Below are 15,888 nucleotides of genomic sequence, written 5' to 3' on the forward strand. Positions count from 1 at the left end.
CATGAACATCAAGCATAGACCAGGAAAATTAATGTGAGATGGGTCACTGCGAAGGGTGCGAACTGTATTGCCGGGTAGCGGCTACGCCTTACCCGGCCTACGAAAGGCTGCGATGTGTCTTGCCGGGTAGCGGCTGCGCTTTACACGGCCTACAGAAACGTAGGCCCGTGCAAGCGCAGCGCCGCCGGGCATTAAGGGCTACAGGGAGGAATTATGCCGGTTCCGGCAGTCTGAAGCTGGCGATGCTCTGGGTCAGGTGTTTCGCCTGCTCTTCCAGCGAGGCGGCCGCGGCCGCGGACTCCTGCACCAGGGCGGCGTTTTGCTGGGTGACGCCGTCCATCTCGGTCACCGCCTGACCGACCTGGCCGATGCCACGGCTCTGCTCTTCCGACGCCACCGAGATCTGCTCCATCAGCGCGTTCACCTTATTGACCGAATTGATAATGGCATGGATCACCTCCCCCGAGCGATTCACCAGCTGAGAACCGTTTTTCACGCTGGAGACCGACTGGGCGATCAGGTTTTCGATATCCTTCGCCGCCACGGCGCTCTTCTGCGCCAGGGTACGGACTTCCGTTGCCACCACCGCAAATCCCCGTCCCTGGGTGCCGGCGCGGGCGGCTTCAACCGCGGCGTTCAACGCCAGAATATTGGTCTGGAAGGCGATGCTGTTAATCACGCTGGTAATATCTTCGATACGCTGGGAGTTAGCGGCGATGGTGTTCATGGTCTCGATCACCTCGCGGGTCACGGCCTCCCCCGTGCGGGCGTTATTCACCGCATCCTGCACCAGCTTCCCGGCCTGATACACATTGTCGGTATTATTGGCGACGGTAGCGCTCAGCTGCTCCATGCTGGCGGCGGTTTCCGTCAGGGCTGACGCCTGCTGCTCGGTACGCGAGGCCAGATCGATGTTGCCGGAGGCAATTTCCTGCGAAGCGTAATTGACGGTACGGCAGGCTTCACGCACCTGAGAGATAGTCTCCAGCAGGGCCAGACGCATCTGCTCCATCGAGCCCATCAGCAGATCGATTTCGTTGTTCGAGCCCGCTTTTTGCGGCACCGCTTCCGTCAGCTGACCGGCAGCGATCTGGCTGCAGTGCGCCCGCGCCAGGTTAATCGGGGCAAAGACAAACCGCTTCATCAGGACGCTCACGCCGATAATTACCACCACAAACAGCGCAGCAAAGGCGGCAATAATGGTTAAGCCGGAGGCAAAGTGGGATCGCGCATCGTCATTCAGCTGTTTCGCGTATTTCTGGTGCACGGAGAGCACCTGGTCGAGGACGATTTCGTACTGGCGGTCGAGACGGGAGATCTGCGGGATCAGGGCGTCAAATTTTGCCGCGTCATGCGCCGAGGCCGCATCAATCAGCGGTGCCAGCCCCTGATTACGGTAGGCGAGCCAGGCGTCGTCGTAGTCTTTCACTAACGGAGCTTCATCCGCCAGACGCGGCGCGGCATTGAAGGCGGCAAACGCGCCATCGGCCTTGGTCAGCGCCAGCTTCACCGAGTCGAGCTTCTCCGCAAGACCGGCGGTATCTCCGCTCTCCGCCTGCTTCATGTACTCCATGACCCGCACGCGCAGGGTACGGCTGTGGTTAATGGGATCGATAATGGATAACACCACCTGGATCTCTTTATTCACGTTATCCAGTGAATCATTGCTTTTAATGGCCAGCCAGACATTGGTTGCGGCACTGGCAACAAAGAAAAACAGCAAAGCGAGCAGAATGGCAAGGGACGACTTTTTCAACGACATAACTACCTCAGATATAAAACGGTCTGAAGTGTTATCGGCATCCGCCCCTTAATATTGAATTAAAGTTATTTATTTATAAGAATATCAAGAGGGTCGTTAATCGTTATTTAAATCAGCGAATTGTACGACAGGGCCTTATATTCAGGCCCTGCGATAGATGGAAAATTTTTATCTGTTTAGCAGATGATTATTGGTGGCGTATTTAATCGTTTAAATATTCAGCGCTGGTAAATTGCGGCCAGTGAATTTCCCCCACGCCGTTTAATTCAGGCCGGGCGAATAAAAATCCCTGAAAACGCTTGATGCCTGCCGATTCAAGCCAGCACCACTCTTCAATTTTCTCGATGCCCTCAGCCACCAGCGCAATCTCCATGTCGGTACAGCAGCTGATAATCGACTTCACAATCGCCTGCTTCGGGCCGCTTAAATGGATATTGCTGACAATTTCGCGATCGATTTTCAGTTTATCCGGCTGGAAACGGGTCAACAGCGACAGCCCGGCATAGCCAGAGCCAAAATCGTCAATCGCCAGACCAATCCCCGCCGCCCTCAACTGCTTGATGGCGCTGTTAAACTGGTTAAAGCCGGAGATCATTTCGTTTTCAGTGACCTCAATCACCACCTGCTCCGGCTGTAAACCGTGGATAAGGATCTGATCCATCAGATAATCGACGGCGCCGGGCACGTTGACCAGCGACATCGGCAGCAGGTTGATGGCAATTTTATGGTCACCGATGCCAATTTTCTCGGCCAGCGCAAAAGCGTAGGCCTTGGTCAGCAGATCCACCTCATACACTTTGTCCTGATCGATGGTGTTAAAGAACCGCTCCGGGCTCCCGCCGTCGTTGCTGCGGATCAGCGCTTCCAGCGAGGAGATTTTACCCTCGGTGGGTTGGACGATCGGCTGCAGGGCAAATTGACAGACCTGGTTATCAATCAGCCCGTTGATGGATTTGCCAAAAGGGGCATGCTCCGGGGCCAGTGTCCACTTCTCCGGCCGGAAATTTGACCCGCCCAACGCTTTTTTCTGCTGGTTGATAAAAGTCTGAATAAATTTAAATACCCGATCTTCCGCCGCCAGATAATTATCCAGCTTGCTGTAGCGCAAAACGGAGGAACGCACCGATTTGGACGTCTCGATACGCAGATCGAAGAGCAGCATACCGACGTTCTCGAAGCGCCGACGCGGACCGTAGTCACGCATCAGCTCCACCACGCTGTCGTGGCGTTTGTCTTCGCGGATCTTAAGGAACAGCGTCTCAATAACCTCTTCAGACCCTTCGAGGATCTGCAGAAACTCGACACCGTCAAACAGCAAAATGCCCGTGACGTCCAGCGCGGTATTACTGTGTTTGGCCTTTTCAACAAGTGAGAGGAGGGATAAAGATTTACAGGACGGATTTAACTGGCTTTTGTAAATGAGTGTAGTCAGCACAGCCATTGTTCCCGATAGATTGTTAGGCCTTTTAAGCTATTGTGTAACATAAATTACGATCGCCGACTAATAGTATTAAAAGGATATATCAGGAAACAGGCGATTCGGCTCAAAAATAATCAACGTGAATGTTTAATTCTGGCGGAGGCGAATGTGAAATGTACCTTGCGACTGTTGCTCTGTTTACCGGTATACGCTCTGGCCGCTCCGCTGGTGCCTCCTGCCGGTTTTACCCGCCCGCTGCCCCATACCGCGTCGGGCGGCTGCGTAGCCCTGCCCGCGCCCTTTACCGCCCCGCTGACGTTGCGCAGTAAATATGAGGGATCGGACAGCGCCCGCGCCACCCTTAATCCGCAGGCCGAGCAGGCGTTTCGCGCCGCGTCTAAACCCATCGTCGGCTTTGAACGCGGGATCTCGGAGATGGTGTGGCGCTATAAGCAGAGCGGAGATCCGCATACCCTGCGCTGTATTCTGAATGGTTACGCGACATGGGCCGACGCGGAGGCCTTGCTCTCAGAAGAGACCAGCCACACCGGGCGCGCCATGCGCAAATGGGCGCTGGCAACGCTTGCCAGCAGCTGGCTGGAGCTGAAGTTTACCCCCGGGACGTCGCTTGCCGGACAGCAGGCCACCGAGCGCTGGCTGGGCCAGCTGGCGGATCGGGTGGTACGGGAGTGGGACGGCCTGCCGCTGGAGAGCACCAATAATCACAGCTACTGGGCAGCATGGGCGGTCATGGCCAGCGCCGTGGCGCTCGACCGGCGGGATTTATTCACCTGGTCATTAAAAGAGTACCGCATCGCCGCCGGGCAGATTGCCGCCGACGGCACGCTGGCAAACGAACTGCGTCGCCGCGAGCGGGCGCAGGCCTACCACAATTACGCTCTGCGGCCGCTGGTGATGATCGCCAGTTTTGCCAGAGCCAATCATGTAGATGTCATTCAGGAGAACAAGGGCGCGCTGGCGCGGCTGGCGGGGTATGTTTTGCGGCAGGACGAGTCTCATCCCGAATGGCTGGAGCCCTGGTGCGCCATGCAGCACTGCACATCAGTGACGCTGTCACGCCTGGACACCAGCCGTCCGTTGCAGGATCGCCGCCTCGGCGGCAATCTCACACTACTCTATCAGCGTTAAATCTGCGCCATCCCGCCATCCACGAACAGCTCGGTGGCGTTGATAAAGCTGGCGGCATCGGAAGCGAGAAACGCCACCGCTTTAGCCACCTCTTCCGGTTCGCCAATGCGTCCCAACGGTACCGTCGACGCTAACGCATCGAACAGCCCCTGGCGCCGATCTTCCGGTACCAGCTCACCCAGCCCCGGGGTTTTAATCGGGCCTGGGCTGACCACGTTGACGCGGATCCCGCGCCCCTGTAAATCCAGCGCCCAGGAGCGGGCAAAGTTTCTCACTGCCGCCTTGCTGGCGCTGTAAACGCTGAAGTTGGCGGTGCCTTTAACGGAGACGGTCGAGCCGGTGAGGATCACCGAGGAACCGGAAACCAGCAGCGGCAGCGCCTTCTGCACAGTGAAGAGCACGCCGCGCACGTTGGTGGCGAAAATGCGGTCGAAGTGTTCTTCGGTGATGGCCCCCAGCGGCAGCATATCTCCGCCGCCAGCGTTGGCAAACAGCACGTCCAGCCGCCCGGCCTGTTCAGCGATTTGCGCATACACCGTATCGAGATCGTCAAGGCGCGAGGCATCGGCGCGAATACCGATCGCCTGCCCGCCCAGGCTGGCGACGGCGTTGTCCAGTTCTGCCTGACGACGACCGGTGATGTACACCTTCGCCCCCTGAGCGGCCAGCTCTTTTGCCGTTGCCAGACCGATACCGCTGGTACCACCGGTGACGAGTGCGACTTTACCTGTTAATGCTGAGTTCATGTGATTTACCTTCTGTGTTGTTGGTGTGGATGCACTCTACCGCTTGCGGGATTAGGGAAAAATCAGCAAAAATGGAAATCACTTTTTCCCTACGGGAATAATCCCCCGTTTTGATGGCGCCGCTCTATGGATCAGTTAATGGCAATGCGCGCCTTTACGCGCGTGGTAGAAACCGGCAGCTTTACCCGGGCGGCAGACTCGCTAAATATGCCCATCGCCACCCTCAGCAAACTGGTAAAAGCGCTGGAGGCGCACCTTGGCGTGCGTTTGTTGCAACGTACCACCCGACGGGTAACGCCGACGCCGGAGGGGCAGGACTATTATGAAAAGGCCCGACGGGTGCTGATTGATATCGAAGATATCGACACCTCGTTCAACGCGGTGAAACAGCAGCCGCAGGGGCATTTACGTATTGATGTGGGGGGCTCGACGGCGCGGGACGTGCTGATCCCGGTGCTGCCGGATTTTATGCGCCGTTATCCCGACATCCGCATCGACCTGGGCGTGGCGGACCGGCCGGTGGATTTAATCAGCGGCAATGTGGACTGCGTGATCCGCGGCGGCGCGCTGGGGGACTCTTCCCTCATTGCCCGGCATATCGGCAATGCAGAGATGGTCACCTGCGCCACGCCGGGCTATCTGAAACAGCACGGGATCCCCGCCTACCCGGAGGAGCTGCGGAACGGTCATAAGCTGGTGAGCTATCTCTCGCCGGCTAACGGTCGCGCGGTGCCGTTTCGCTTTACGCACGACGATGAGGTTCGCGAAATCAACCTGCGGCACCATATTGGCGTCAACGAGAGCAACGCGCACCTGGCGGCGGCGGTTGCCGGAATGGGGATCATCCAGACCTTTCGGTATTCGGTAGGGGCGATGCTGGAGGCAGGCACGCTGGTGGAAATTCTGGTGAAATGGCGGCCGCCGGACTACCCGTTTTACGTGGTATATCCGCAAAACCGGCATGTGACGCAGCGGTTAAGGGTGTTTATCGCCTGGCTGGCAGAGGTCTTTCCTGAGGCGGTGAAGGGATAGCCGGGCGCAAGGCCCGGCGGAAGGATCAGTTCAGGGTATAGTCGAGGGTGATTTCAGCTTTCAGCACCTGCGACACCGGACACCCGGCTTTGGCCTTCTGAATGATGCCGTCAAACTGCTGCGGGTCAATGCCCGGCACGGTCACTTTGCTCTGCAACGCAATTTTGCTGATGGCAAAGCCGCTGTCGGTTTTATCCAGCGACACATCCGCGGTAGTGTCGATGGAATCGGCGGTATAGCCCGCCTCGCCCAGCATCAATGAAAGCGCCATTGAGAAGCAGGCCGCATGCGCTGCGCCAATCAGCTCTTCCGGGTTGGTGCCCTTTTCCCCTTCGAAGCGGGTATTGAAGCCGTAAGGTTGCTGATTAAGGACGCCGCTTTCGGTGGAAACTGTCCCTTTACCGCGTTTAATATCGCCAGACCAGTGCGCCGAACCGTGCTTGTGAATCGTCATAAATTGTTCTCCTTTTGGCATACAAGGAGTTAAGTATAGAAGAGAGATCGGGCTTTGCGGCAAAGACGGAACAGTCTCACCCCATTGTGCAAATATTCACCCGCTGTCAGCCTGCTATATTTTAATATTTGCTAAGGAGAGAAGAATGAATTTACCCGTCAGAGGCATCGATCACATCGGTATTACCGTACCGGACATTATTCAGGCCACGCTATTTTTTGAACAGGCGTTTAACGCAAAAGAAATATATCGTTCCGTAGAACCCGGAGACGGTAATATTGATCCCGACGCCCAGCAAAAGACGTTGCGATTATTCCCGGGTACGGAAGTGCGCGCTATTCGAATGCTGGCCATGCCCCACGGGCCCGGGATTGAGCTGTTCGAAATGCACGGCCCGGAGCAGCAGTCCCCGGCCAGAGCAAGCGACTTCGGTCTTCAGCACTTTGCCGTCTATGTCGATGATTTTTCACAGGCGATAAAACGCTTTACCGCGGCGGGTGGCGAGATGTTTACCGAGCCAAAGGCGCTCTCGTTCCCGGCCGAAAAGGGAGAAGGCAACGTCTTTTGCTACGGCAAAACGCCCTGGGGCAGCGTCATTGAATTGATATCCTGGCCCTCCCCCATGCCTTATGAAAAATACACGCCTCTGCGTCGCTGGAAGCCGTGATATATCCATGAAAGTGCTGTGATTATGATATTTTTATTTCCAGGACGAGTCTTAGACACAGCGCTAAAAAAGTTTGCCATTCTGAATGTGCATTACGTTACTGCGAACCGGAACATTAGACAGAAAACGACACGGAGGCACTATGTTTACTTATACTTCAGCAACCACACCATCCGCACAGCCGGAGCTGGTAAATGCAATTGCACAGGGTTTACGCGCAGAACTGGGCGCTGTCACCGAAGATGACATTTTGATGGAACTCACCAAGTGGGTTGAAGCCTCAGACAATGACATCCTCAGTGACATCTACCAGCAGACCATTAACTACGTCGTCAGCGGTCAGCACGCCAGTTTCTGAAAACCTGCTATGCTGGATCTGCAACCTTAGGGGTTACATTTCGTTCGCCTTATCACTATCAACAGGAATGAGGAGTTAATATGAAATCGAACCGTCAGGCACGCCATATCCTGGGACTGAACTACAAACTCTCGAACCAGCGTAAAGTGGTGATTGAGGGCGACAGCGAAACGCAGGTCACCCACGCTACCGGCAGAAAACGCCACGAACCTAAGTAAGTTCGCTAAAGCATACCTGACACCACCGGCTACTCCGGTGGTGTTTTTGTTTGTATGTTGCGGTTTTTAACATTGACCTCCTTTATACTACCCGCCTGACATCCCCTGCGGGCACGACAGCGACAATGATCAACACCAGTGCCAGGGACGGATTTCCAAAAATTAAGTGAGTAACATGGACAACAAAGCAACCCGACATCGTTCCCTTTACATCCCTTACGCCGGGCCGGTTCTGCTGGAGTTCCCCCTGCTGAACAAGGGCAGCGCCTTCAGCATGGAAGAGCGTAGCAACTTTAACCTGCTGGGCCTGCTGCCGGAAGTGGTGGAAACCATCGAAGAACAGGCCGAGCGTGCGTGGATCCAGTACCAGGGCTTCAAAACCGAAATCGATAAGCACATCTATCTGCGCAATATCCAGGACACCAACGAAACCCTCTTCTATCGCCTGGTGCAAAACCATCTCGATGAGATGATGCCGGTGATCTACACCCCGACCGTTGGGGCCGCCTGCGAACGCTTCTCCGAAATTTACCGTCGCTCCCGCGGCGTGTTTATCTCCTATCAGAATCGCCACCAAATGGATGACATTCTGCAGAACGTGTCAAACCACAACATCAAGGTGATTGTGGTGACCGACGGGGAGCGTATTCTCGGTCTGGGCGACCAGGGGATCGGCGGAATGGGTATCCCGATCGGCAAGCTGTCGCTGTACACCGCCTGCGGCGGCATCAGCCCGGCCTACACCCTGCCGGTGGTGCTGGATGTCGGCACTAACAACCAGCAACTGCTCAACGACCCGTTGTATATGGGCTGGCGCCATCCGCGCATCACCGACAACGAGTATTACCAGTTCGTGGATGACTTTATCCAGGCGGTAAAACACCGCTGGCCGGACGTGCTGCTGCAGTTTGAAGACTTCGCCCAGAAAAACGCGATGCCGCTGCTGAACCGCTATCGCGACGAAATCTGCTCCTTTAACGACGACATTCAGGGCACCGCGGCTGTCACCGTCGGTACCCTGATTGCCGCCAGCCGCGCGGCGGGCAACCAGTTAAGCTATCAGAAGATCGTCTTCCTCGGCGCCGGTTCCGCCGGATGCGGTATTGCCGAGCAGATCATCGCCCAGACCCAGCGGGAAGGATTAAGCGAAGAGCTGGCCCGCTCGCGCGTCTTTATGGTGGACCGCTTCGGCCTGCTCACCGACGCCATGCCGAACCTGCTGCCGTTCCAGACCAAGCTGGTGCAAAAGCGCGAGAACCTGAAAAACTGGGATACCGACAACGAAGTGCTCTCCCTGCTGGACGTAGTACGCAACGTCAAGCCGGATATTCTGATCGGCGTCTCCGGGCAGACCGGGCTGTTCACCGAAGAGATCATCCGCGAGATGCATAAATACTGCGCTCGCCCCATCGTGATGCCGCTGTCGAACCCGACTTCACGTGTGGAAGCTACCCCGCAGGACATCATTGCCTGGACCGAAGGCAATGCGCTGGTTGCCACCGGTAGCCCGTTCTCCCCGGTGGTGTGGAAGGATAAAACCTACCCGATTGCCCAGTGTAACAACTCCTATATCTTCCCGGGGATCGGCCTCGGGGTGATCGCCTCGGGAGCCTCGCGCATTACCGATGAGATGCTGATGTCCGCCAGCGAAACCCTGGCCAAGCATTCACCGCTGGTGAACAACGGCGAAGGGCTGGTGCTGCCGGAGCTGAAGGATATTCACGTGGTGTCGAAGGCGATTGCCTTTGCCGTAGGCAAGATGGCGCAGCAGCAAGGGGTGGCGGTGAAAACGTCTGCCGATGCGTTGCAGCAGGCGATTGATGAGAACTTCTGGCAGCCGGAATACCGCAGCTACCGCAGAACCTCAATTTAAAAAGCAAAAAGGCAACGTAAGTTGCCTTTTTTTATGTTGGTACGATCTACTTCTTCTTATTCAGCATCGCCTGTAAATCGGCAAACGGATTATAGGTTGCCGCGCCTACGTCTTTTTGCGCGTCCTCACCCGCTACCACGGTAGTGCCGTACAGATCCGCTTCCGTATATTTAGAATGCTCGTGATCGTGACAAAACAGACACAACAACTCCCAGTTACTGCCATCTTCCGGGTTATTGGTGTGGTCGTGATCGATATGATGGACCGTTAATTCACGCAGGTTTGAATAAACAAACTCCCGCGAGCAGCGCCCACATACCCAGGGATAGATTTTAAGTGCTTTTTCGCGATAGCCGCTTTCCAGCCGCGCGTAGTTTTTGGGGATCAGAGCCATTGCTGAGATTACCTGTGACAAAAAACTAATTTTACGCCAGTACGGCCGGGAATTCACCTGCGTTCACTGCCGCAGTCCATCGTTTCTGTGAGCTGGCGCTGCGTCAGCCACCAGAACGCCAGTGCCAGCAAACTGACCATCGCCCCCAGCAAACACACTCCCTGCCAGCCGAAATGGGCATACGTAAGGGTGGTACCGATCGCGCCCAGCCCGCTACCGACGGCATAAAAAAGCATATAAAGCCCCACCAGCCGGCTATGGGCATCCGGGCGGGTGCGAAATATCAGGCTCTGATTAGTGACGTGTAGCGCCTGGCCGCCCAGATCCAGCAGCACGATACCGATCGCCAGCGCCCAGAGTGACATATCCATCAGCGACAGCGGCCACCAGGCCAGCAGCAGCGTCAGAAGCGCCATTCCGCTGGTGCGCCCGGCATATCCCCGATCCGCCCACTGACCGGCACGCGATGCAGCCAGCGCGCCGACCACGCCCGCGAGCCCGAACGCGCCAATCATTGTGTGCGAGAAGCTATAAGGCGGCGCGCTCAGGGGCAGCACCAACGCGCTCCAGAAGATGTTAAAGACGGCGAACATCAGCAGCGCCAGCATGCCCCTCACCTGTAACGCCTTCTCCTGACGCAGCAGCGTCAGCATCGAGGCTAACAGACGGGGATAAGTCAGCGCGTGAGAAGCCGGAGGCAGGACGGGCAGCCGTCGCCACAGCGGGATCGCAATCGCCAGCATCAGGAGCGCGGCACAGAAATAGACCCCGCGCCAGCCCGTCAGATCGCTGACGCCCCCGGCAAAGACCCGCGCCAGCAGCAGCCCAATAAAAACCCCGCCCTGCGCCGTTCCCACCACCCGCCCCTGTTCATGAGGGGCCGCGGCGCTGGCGGCATAGGCGATCAGCCCCTGGGTCATCGCCGTCCCGAGCAGCCCGACGGCGAGCATGCCAGCCAGCAATACCGGCGCGGACTGCGCCATCCCTACCGCCGCCAGGGCGATAGTCAGAGCCAGCATTTGGATCGCCATCAGGCGGCGACGATCCACCCTGTCGCCCAGCGGCACCAGAAACAGCAGCGCCAGCGCGCAGCCTATTTGCGTGGCAGTAATAACACCGCCGACCGCGGCCTGGCTGATGGCAAAATCCCGCGCCAGGGCGTCCAACAGCGGTTGCGCGTAATAGACATTCGCCACGCTCAGGCCGCTGGCGATGGCGAAGAGCCATACCAGACTGCGTGACATATTTCCCTGCTCGGGCGACGTTGTGCGTTGCGCATGCATACCTTTGAGCTCCGGCAATCTGGTTTCAAAACAAAACTAAAAGGAGGTTAGGTTAATTGGTTTTAAAATGCAACCAAATGACTTATCCCTTTCGTCCCTCAGATGGCAGCATGCTACTTCACAACGGCCCACCTTGCCCCGTCGCGCACTTCGTCGATCCGATGAGCGATCGCCGACGCACAGGGCTGACGGTGGCGCCGATGGTGTTACAGGCGGAAGAGTGTTCGACGCAGGCCTGTGACTCATTAATTTAATCAATATAAAAGCAGGCTAATTATGCTGTATTTTGATATTTGAATTCATCCTGGCGACCGCTTCTGCTTTTAAGCAGTCCCCTTCCCATAAATTTATCTAAAGCATTTTCATTACGGTAATACCTCTCAATCGCGTCAGCACTGCATGCTTAATAAAAGCTTGTTTAAAATATGTTTTCAGTTGTTAAGAAAAGCACTTAACGCAAACTTTACTTATTGCGATCCGCATGATTCAAATCAAACGCCACGCACAAATATGACATTAACCAAATATAGCCGTGATTTATTATATTCAGGATAACAATTTTGTTGTCTTCTCAGTTTGGTAAGGATTAAAAATGAAAGCATTGCCAAAAGTCACAAAAGGTTCCGTCAACGAACTTACTCATAAAAACATCACTCCTATTGTTGCCAGTATCGTTGCAGGGGTTATCGCAGGTGTGAGTATGCCGGCGATGGCGTCCACCAGCAGCGGAACGCCAGCTTCTGCGACTCAACCACAAGTCGCTGTGAATCAAACCGCACAGCAGACCAATACGGCTATCATTATGGCGAAACCGTCTCTTGATGGGCAGGCATTTGCCGCACATTACAGCCACTCCAGTCATGCCAGCCATTCCAGCCACTACTCCTGCACACCGGGTTCGACGTGCTAATACTCGAGGCCAGCTGCAAAGCTGGCCAATCCAGAAGGTAATAACAATGAATAATGTCGTGCACGGTGCTAATGCATTGGGTGAATTTTTTTTGCTATCGCTTGATAAAGACACTTACAGCCGCGAAGCAATTATGAAAACATGTTATGCATTTACGGATGATTATTACATCCATGTTGTAAAAGTTGTGGATAACACCACGGGCATCTGTTTTTATAGCAAGAAAGATGACAATAGTGAGCAAAATATTAATGCTGGCGTCAGACTTTTTTTACAAGCGCTAAATGAAAATCAGATGCGCCAGATAATTCATCAGGAAACAGCGACCCTGCATGAAGAAATTATCAAAAAAGCTTTCGCACCCGCTGTTTCACTGATTGAGAACGAATCGCAGAACGATTCTCTCACTATCCTCACGTCAGCCGTGTGATTTTATGAAAATAACGTTAGATGCCGGGTTTTATACCCGTACCGCACTCTCTGCGATGACAGAGCAATTTGTGGAATTTATGCGTGTAGAGTGTTCGACTGGCGAAGACATGTCCCTGACCCTGAGCGTCAAAGAAGAATATCTGACAGAAAGCTCAGCTATCATCCATACATTTCTCAATAATATCCTTGAGTTAAGCATACAGGAGGTCATGAATAATGAACGTTAAATTTCATGCTCCTGCGAAATTTACCCGTGATACGTATCAACTCCTTCCGTTCCGGTTTAGCCGGCTTGAAAGTGGACGCTATTTCCTTTCGACAGACTATGGCGAGTGGATGTGTCTTGACGAGCCAGACCTTATTGCGCTGACCAAAAAAGAGAAAATTGAAAACGAAACGCTCTGGTATGAGTTAAAAGCCAAACATGTCGTCAGTGAGCAGACGGATGCTAACCGGATTGCTTTACTGGCTTCGCGATACAGAACGAAAAAAGCATTTCTCGAGAGTTTCTCTCAGCTGCATATCTTCGTACTCACCGTGCGCTGTAATAACTCCTGTGTTTACTGCCAGGCCTCACGCAAAAGCTGTCAATCCGATCAGGCACGCTTTGATATGAGCCCGGCAGTAATGGAAAAGAGCGTAGAGCTGTTTCTGTCAATGCCCTCAGACAAGCTCACGCTGGAGTTTCAGGGAGGCGAGTCCACCCTTAATATGCCGCTTATCAGGCAGGCTGTTGCGCTCGTGAAGGCGAAAAAGAGTCGCAAGGATATCCAGTTTGTCGTTTGCACGAATCTGTGTGACTTGAATGATGAGGATCTGGCTTTCCTACTGGAACATCAATTTTCAATCAGCACCTCTCTGGATGGCCCTCAGCACCTGCACGATGCTAACCGGAGATATGGCAATACGGGTGCCTGGAACGCATTAATTGCAACGCTTGATAAAATCAAAGCGCGTAACGCTTTTGATAAGGTGAGCGCGTTGATGACCACTACGCGACAAAGCCTCGAAATTCCGCATGAAATTATTGACGAGTATGTAAAGCAGGGATTTCGCAGCATCTTCATCCGTGAACTCAATCCCTATGGTTTTGCGCATAAGTATTTTCATAAGATTGGCTACAGCACAGAGCAATTTTTAGCTTTTTACGAGACCTGTCTCGATTACATTCTTCTCCTCAACCGCCAGGGAATCGCGTTTCGTGAATCCTATGCCAGCCTGATCATGAAAAAGCTCATGACCCCCTGGGCAACAGGATTTGTCGACCTCCAGTCACCTTGCGGCTCAGGTTTTGGCGTCACCCTTTATAACTACGATGGAAATATCTACCCAAGTGATGAAAGCCGAATGATGGCGGAGACGGGCGACCAGCACTTTAAAATGGGCAATATTTTTGAGAACAGCTGCGAGGAGCTTTTCTTTGGTCCCGTGATGCAAGAGCTGGCAGCGGCAGGCGTGAATGATTGCCTGCCAGTATGTTCAGATTGTGCCTTTGCTCCTTACTGCGGAGCCGACCCTGTTCGCAGATATCAGGTCACAGGTTCGGTATATGGGCAGCCGGGAAAAGATGACTTCTGTGTAAAAAACAGAGGCATTATTTCAATGGTGATTAAAAGATTCACTGAAGGTGACGACGAAACCCGTCGCCTGTTGATGCAGTGGGGTTTGAAATGAACACGCCTTACACTGAAGACACGCTTTTTCTTTCTGTGCAGGCAGAGCGCGTTTTGCATCTGGCCTCGCCGCTATTTGGCAAGGTTGTGACCGATACGCAGGCAAATCTGGCAGATACTATTCTTTTTCTGCCAGCGCATACTCAAGGACCACTCCCTTCATTGCATCATGTACGCGCGATAATTTGCTCAAGTACCGATCCTCGATTTGAAAAGCTTAAATTGCATAGCATGGTTCCGCTGATCGTTATTGCACCCGATGTCATTTTCAGCCAGGGCGATATTATCAGCGTGAGCGAGCGTGGCCGCATTCACCGCTATTTCCGGGCCAAATCGCAAAACAACGCCTTTCTGGTGACAGAAACCTGCAATAACCTTTGCATTATGTGTCCGCAACCGCCGAAACCGCCATCATTGGTTAATCATGAAGGCATTGAGCAACGCATATTACACACGCTCAATCTCATTGATGATGAAAATTTGCCAGCGTCACTGTGTATAACAGGCGGAGAACCCACAATGCTTAAAGAGGGTTTGCTTCGCATTGTCGAGGGCATTTCTGACAGAACGCCGCAGACGTTAATTCATCTCCTTACGAATGGTCGCTATTTATCCAATGAGCACTATACCGCCCGCCTGGCTCACGTCGGTGGACCTCAGCTACTCGCAGGAATCCCACTTTTTGGTCATGTTTCAGAGTTACATGATTATGTCGTTCAGGCTGAAGGCGCGTTTAATCAGACCATGGCTGGCCTGTTAAATTGCTATAAACACGGGATCAATATCGAACTGCGTGTCGTGCTGACCAAAGTCACGGTGCCGTATCTTAAAGCGCTGGCCGAATTTATCTCCCGGAATCTTTTCTTTGTGAAACATGTTGCGCTGATGGGAATGGAGAATATGGGCTTTGCGAAGCTTAACCGTGAAGCGGTATTCGTCGACCCATGGGACTATAAAGATGAACTCTCTGCGGCAATCGAGATTTTTCAGCTGTACGGTATCGATGTGCGGATTTTTAACCTGCCACTGTGTGTGGTTAATCCGGATACTCACGCTTGCTGCAAACAAAGTATCAGCGACTTTAAAAATAGCTGGGACCCTGTCTGTATGTCCTGTATTAAACGTGAGAGTTGCTGTGGTTTCTTCAGTTCGTCAACGGAGAAATTTTGGCTTTCCAGACATATTCGTCCCTTTGTTGCGGAGTAAATCATAGCGGCGCCTTGCTTTCGCTGGACTGCCCGGCTTTCAACAGCATCACCGAACACAGGCCGGGCAAGCGCAGCGAAAACTGCGCAGCCTTGCCGGACGTAACTTTCCCCGCTACACTCCCTTCATCCATCAACCTACTGAATATAAAAGGAGGCTAATTATGCTGTGCTGTGAAATCTTTGATATTTCACTTCACCTTGGTGATCGCACCTGCTCAAGCGTTATCGGTTTCGTGCTGCGATAACTTCGGCTTGAGCGAAGACACCTAAGACTGAATCCCTTCTCTCGGGCTTACCGGGTTATCGTCA

18 protein-coding genes are annotated in these 15,888 nt (G+C 53.9%); 12 read left to right on the forward strand and 6 right to left on the reverse strand.

Features of this window, described 5'->3' with window-relative positions; all coding sequences use genetic code 11:
* Positions 1–211: 211 nt before the first annotated feature.
* Positions 212–1,762 (reverse strand): methyl-accepting chemotaxis protein, encoded by a 1,551-nt coding sequence (locus tag ES815_RS20480; RefSeq protein ID WP_142489460.1) that lies wholly within the window; start codon positions 1,760–1,762, stop codon positions 212–214.
* Positions 1,763–1,964: 202 nt separating this feature from the next.
* The gene (locus ES815_RS20485; RefSeq protein ID WP_142489461.1) at positions 1,965–3,197 is read right to left on the reverse strand and encodes a diguanylate phosphodiesterase; all 1,233 of its coding nucleotides are present in this window, start codon (positions 3,195–3,197) and stop codon (positions 1,965–1,967) included.
* 153 nt (positions 3,198–3,350) lie between these two features.
* On the opposite strand from ES815_RS20485, the gene ES815_RS20490 reads away from it, so the two are divergent.
* Entirely contained in the window at positions 3,351–4,331 is a 981-nt protein-coding gene (locus ES815_RS20490; protein WP_260609637.1) for a mannuronate-specific alginate lyase, read from the forward strand.
* Here ES815_RS20490 and ES815_RS20495 read toward each other — a convergent pair.
* Entirely contained in the window at positions 4,328–5,077 is a 750-nt protein-coding gene (locus ES815_RS20495) for a glucose 1-dehydrogenase (RefSeq protein WP_142489462.1), read from the reverse strand. The two genes, ES815_RS20490 and ES815_RS20495, sit on opposite strands and share 4 nt — an antisense overlap.
* Positions 5,078–5,203: 126 nt before the next feature.
* Between ES815_RS20495 and ES815_RS20500 the strand changes: the two genes are divergently transcribed.
* A complete protein-coding gene (locus ES815_RS20500) occupies positions 5,204–6,109 on the forward strand; it encodes a LysR family transcriptional regulator (RefSeq protein ID WP_142489463.1) in 906 nt (301 codons plus the stop codon).
* A gap of 25 nt (positions 6,110–6,134) precedes the next feature.
* Here the strand turns inward: ES815_RS20500 and ES815_RS20505 are convergent, their stop codons facing one another.
* On the reverse strand, positions 6,135–6,563 hold the full coding sequence (locus ES815_RS20505) for an OsmC family protein (protein WP_142489464.1): 429 nt from the start codon (positions 6,561–6,563) through the stop codon (positions 6,135–6,137).
* A gap of 145 nt (positions 6,564–6,708) precedes the next feature.
* On the opposite strand from ES815_RS20505, the gene ES815_RS20510 reads away from it, so the two are divergent.
* The 4 genes from ES815_RS20510 to ES815_RS20525 all read left to right on the forward strand — a co-directional run bounded on the left by ES815_RS20510 (position 6,709) and on the right by ES815_RS20525 (position 9,679).
* Positions 6,709–7,230, forward strand: coding sequence for a VOC family protein (locus tag ES815_RS20510; RefSeq protein WP_142489465.1), 522 nt, complete (start codon positions 6,709–6,711; stop codon positions 7,228–7,230).
* Between the two features lie 142 nt (positions 7,231–7,372).
* Entirely contained in the window at positions 7,373–7,588 is a 216-nt protein-coding gene (gene bdm / locus ES815_RS20515) for a biofilm-dependent modulation protein (RefSeq protein ID WP_106992870.1), read from the forward strand.
* An 80-nt stretch (positions 7,589–7,668) separates the two neighbouring features.
* Entirely contained in the window at positions 7,669–7,806 is a 138-nt protein-coding gene (gene sra / locus ES815_RS20520) for a stationary-phase-induced ribosome-associated protein (protein ID WP_032618124.1), read from the forward strand.
* A 175-nt stretch (positions 7,807–7,981) separates the two neighbouring features.
* Positions 7,982–9,679, forward strand: coding sequence for an NAD-dependent malic enzyme (locus ES815_RS20525; protein ID WP_142489466.1), 1,698 nt, complete (start codon positions 7,982–7,984; stop codon positions 9,677–9,679).
* Between the two features lie 46 nt (positions 9,680–9,725).
* On the opposite strand, the gene yajD is transcribed toward ES815_RS20525, so the two are convergent.
* On the reverse strand, positions 9,726–10,073 hold the full coding sequence (yajD, locus tag ES815_RS20530; protein WP_106992874.1) for an HNH nuclease YajD: 348 nt from the start codon (positions 10,071–10,073) through the stop codon (positions 9,726–9,728).
* Between the two features lie 53 nt (positions 10,074–10,126).
* A complete protein-coding gene (locus tag ES815_RS20535) occupies positions 10,127–11,317 on the reverse strand; it encodes an MFS transporter (protein WP_221888528.1) in 1,191 nt (396 codons plus the stop codon).
* 149 nt (positions 11,318–11,466) lie between these two features.
* Here ES815_RS20535 and ES815_RS23780 point away from each other — a divergent pair, with 149 nt between their 5' ends.
* The 6 genes from ES815_RS23780 to hxsC all read left to right on the forward strand — a co-directional run bounded on the left by ES815_RS23780 (position 11,467) and on the right by hxsC (position 15,577).
* Complete coding sequence (locus ES815_RS23780; protein ID WP_185902356.1) at positions 11,467–11,610, forward strand: hypothetical protein; 144 nt, start codon at positions 11,467–11,469, stop codon at positions 11,608–11,610.
* A gap of 338 nt (positions 11,611–11,948) precedes the next feature.
* Entirely contained in the window at positions 11,949–12,266 is a 318-nt protein-coding gene (locus ES815_RS20540) for a hypothetical protein (RefSeq protein ID WP_142489468.1), read from the forward strand.
* Positions 12,267–12,312: 46 nt separating this feature from the next.
* Positions 12,313–12,696: a His-Xaa-Ser system protein HxsD gene (gene hxsD / locus ES815_RS20545; RefSeq protein ID WP_185902357.1), complete on the forward strand. Its 384-nt coding sequence runs from the start codon at positions 12,313–12,315 to the stop codon at positions 12,694–12,696.
* Between the two features lie 4 nt (positions 12,697–12,700).
* A complete protein-coding gene (locus tag ES815_RS20550; RefSeq protein WP_142489470.1) occupies positions 12,701–12,925 on the forward strand; it encodes a hypothetical protein in 225 nt (74 codons plus the stop codon).
* Positions 12,915–14,372, forward strand: coding sequence for a His-Xaa-Ser system radical SAM maturase HxsB (hxsB, locus tag ES815_RS20555; RefSeq protein WP_142489471.1), 1,458 nt, complete (start codon positions 12,915–12,917; stop codon positions 14,370–14,372). The genes ES815_RS20550 and hxsB overlap by 11 nt, the downstream gene beginning before the upstream one ends.
* Complete coding sequence (gene hxsC, locus ES815_RS20560; RefSeq protein WP_142489472.1) at positions 14,369–15,577, forward strand: His-Xaa-Ser system radical SAM maturase HxsC; 1,209 nt, start codon at positions 14,369–14,371, stop codon at positions 15,575–15,577. Before hxsB ends, hxsC begins: the two co-directional genes overlap by 4 nt.
* Positions 15,578–15,888 lie beyond the last annotated feature (311 nt).

Source organism: Leclercia adecarboxylata (genome assembly GCF_006874705.1).
GTDB lineage: Bacteria > Pseudomonadota > Gammaproteobacteria > Enterobacterales > Enterobacteriaceae > Enterobacter > Enterobacter adecarboxylatus_C.

Bases quoted from the DNA above. Each gene is read 5' to 3' on its own strand.
- ES815_RS20480 (WP_142489460.1), bottom strand. From the start codon at position 1,762: ATGTCGTTGAAAAAGTCGTCCCTTGCCATTCTGCTCGCTTTGCTGTTT.
- ES815_RS20495 (WP_142489462.1), bottom strand. From the start codon at position 5,077: ATGAACTCAGCATTAACAGGTAAAGTCGCACTCGTCACCGGTGGTACC.
- ES815_RS20500 (WP_142489463.1), top strand. From the start codon at position 5,204: ATGGATCAGTTAATGGCAATGCGCGCCTTTACGCGCGTGGTAGAAACC.
- ES815_RS20505 (WP_142489464.1), bottom strand. From the start codon at position 6,563: ATGACGATTCACAAGCACGGTTCGGCGCACTGGTCTGGCGATATTAAA.
- ES815_RS20510 (WP_142489465.1), top strand. From the start codon at position 6,709: ATGAATTTACCCGTCAGAGGCATCGATCACATCGGTATTACCGTACCG.
- bdm (WP_106992870.1), top strand. From the start codon at position 7,373: ATGTTTACTTATACTTCAGCAACCACACCATCCGCACAGCCGGAGCTG.
- sra (WP_032618124.1), top strand. From the start codon at position 7,669: ATGAAATCGAACCGTCAGGCACGCCATATCCTGGGACTGAACTACAAA.
- ES815_RS20525 (WP_142489466.1), top strand. From the start codon at position 7,982: ATGGACAACAAAGCAACCCGACATCGTTCCCTTTACATCCCTTACGCC.
- yajD (WP_106992874.1), bottom strand. From the start codon at position 10,073: ATGGCTCTGATCCCCAAAAACTACGCGCGGCTGGAAAGCGGCTATCGC.
- ES815_RS20535 (WP_221888528.1), bottom strand. From the start codon at position 11,317: ATGTCACGCAGTCTGGTATGGCTCTTCGCCATCGCCAGCGGCCTGAGC.
- ES815_RS23780 (WP_185902356.1), top strand. From the start codon at position 11,467: ATGCTACTTCACAACGGCCCACCTTGCCCCGTCGCGCACTTCGTCGAT.
- ES815_RS20540 (WP_142489468.1), top strand. From the start codon at position 11,949: ATGAAAGCATTGCCAAAAGTCACAAAAGGTTCCGTCAACGAACTTACT.
- hxsD (WP_185902357.1), top strand. From the start codon at position 12,313: ATGAATAATGTCGTGCACGGTGCTAATGCATTGGGTGAATTTTTTTTG.
- ES815_RS20550 (WP_142489470.1), top strand. From the start codon at position 12,701: ATGAAAATAACGTTAGATGCCGGGTTTTATACCCGTACCGCACTCTCT.
- hxsB (WP_142489471.1), top strand. From the start codon at position 12,915: ATGAACGTTAAATTTCATGCTCCTGCGAAATTTACCCGTGATACGTAT.
- hxsC (WP_142489472.1), top strand. From the start codon at position 14,369: ATGAACACGCCTTACACTGAAGACACGCTTTTTCTTTCTGTGCAGGCA.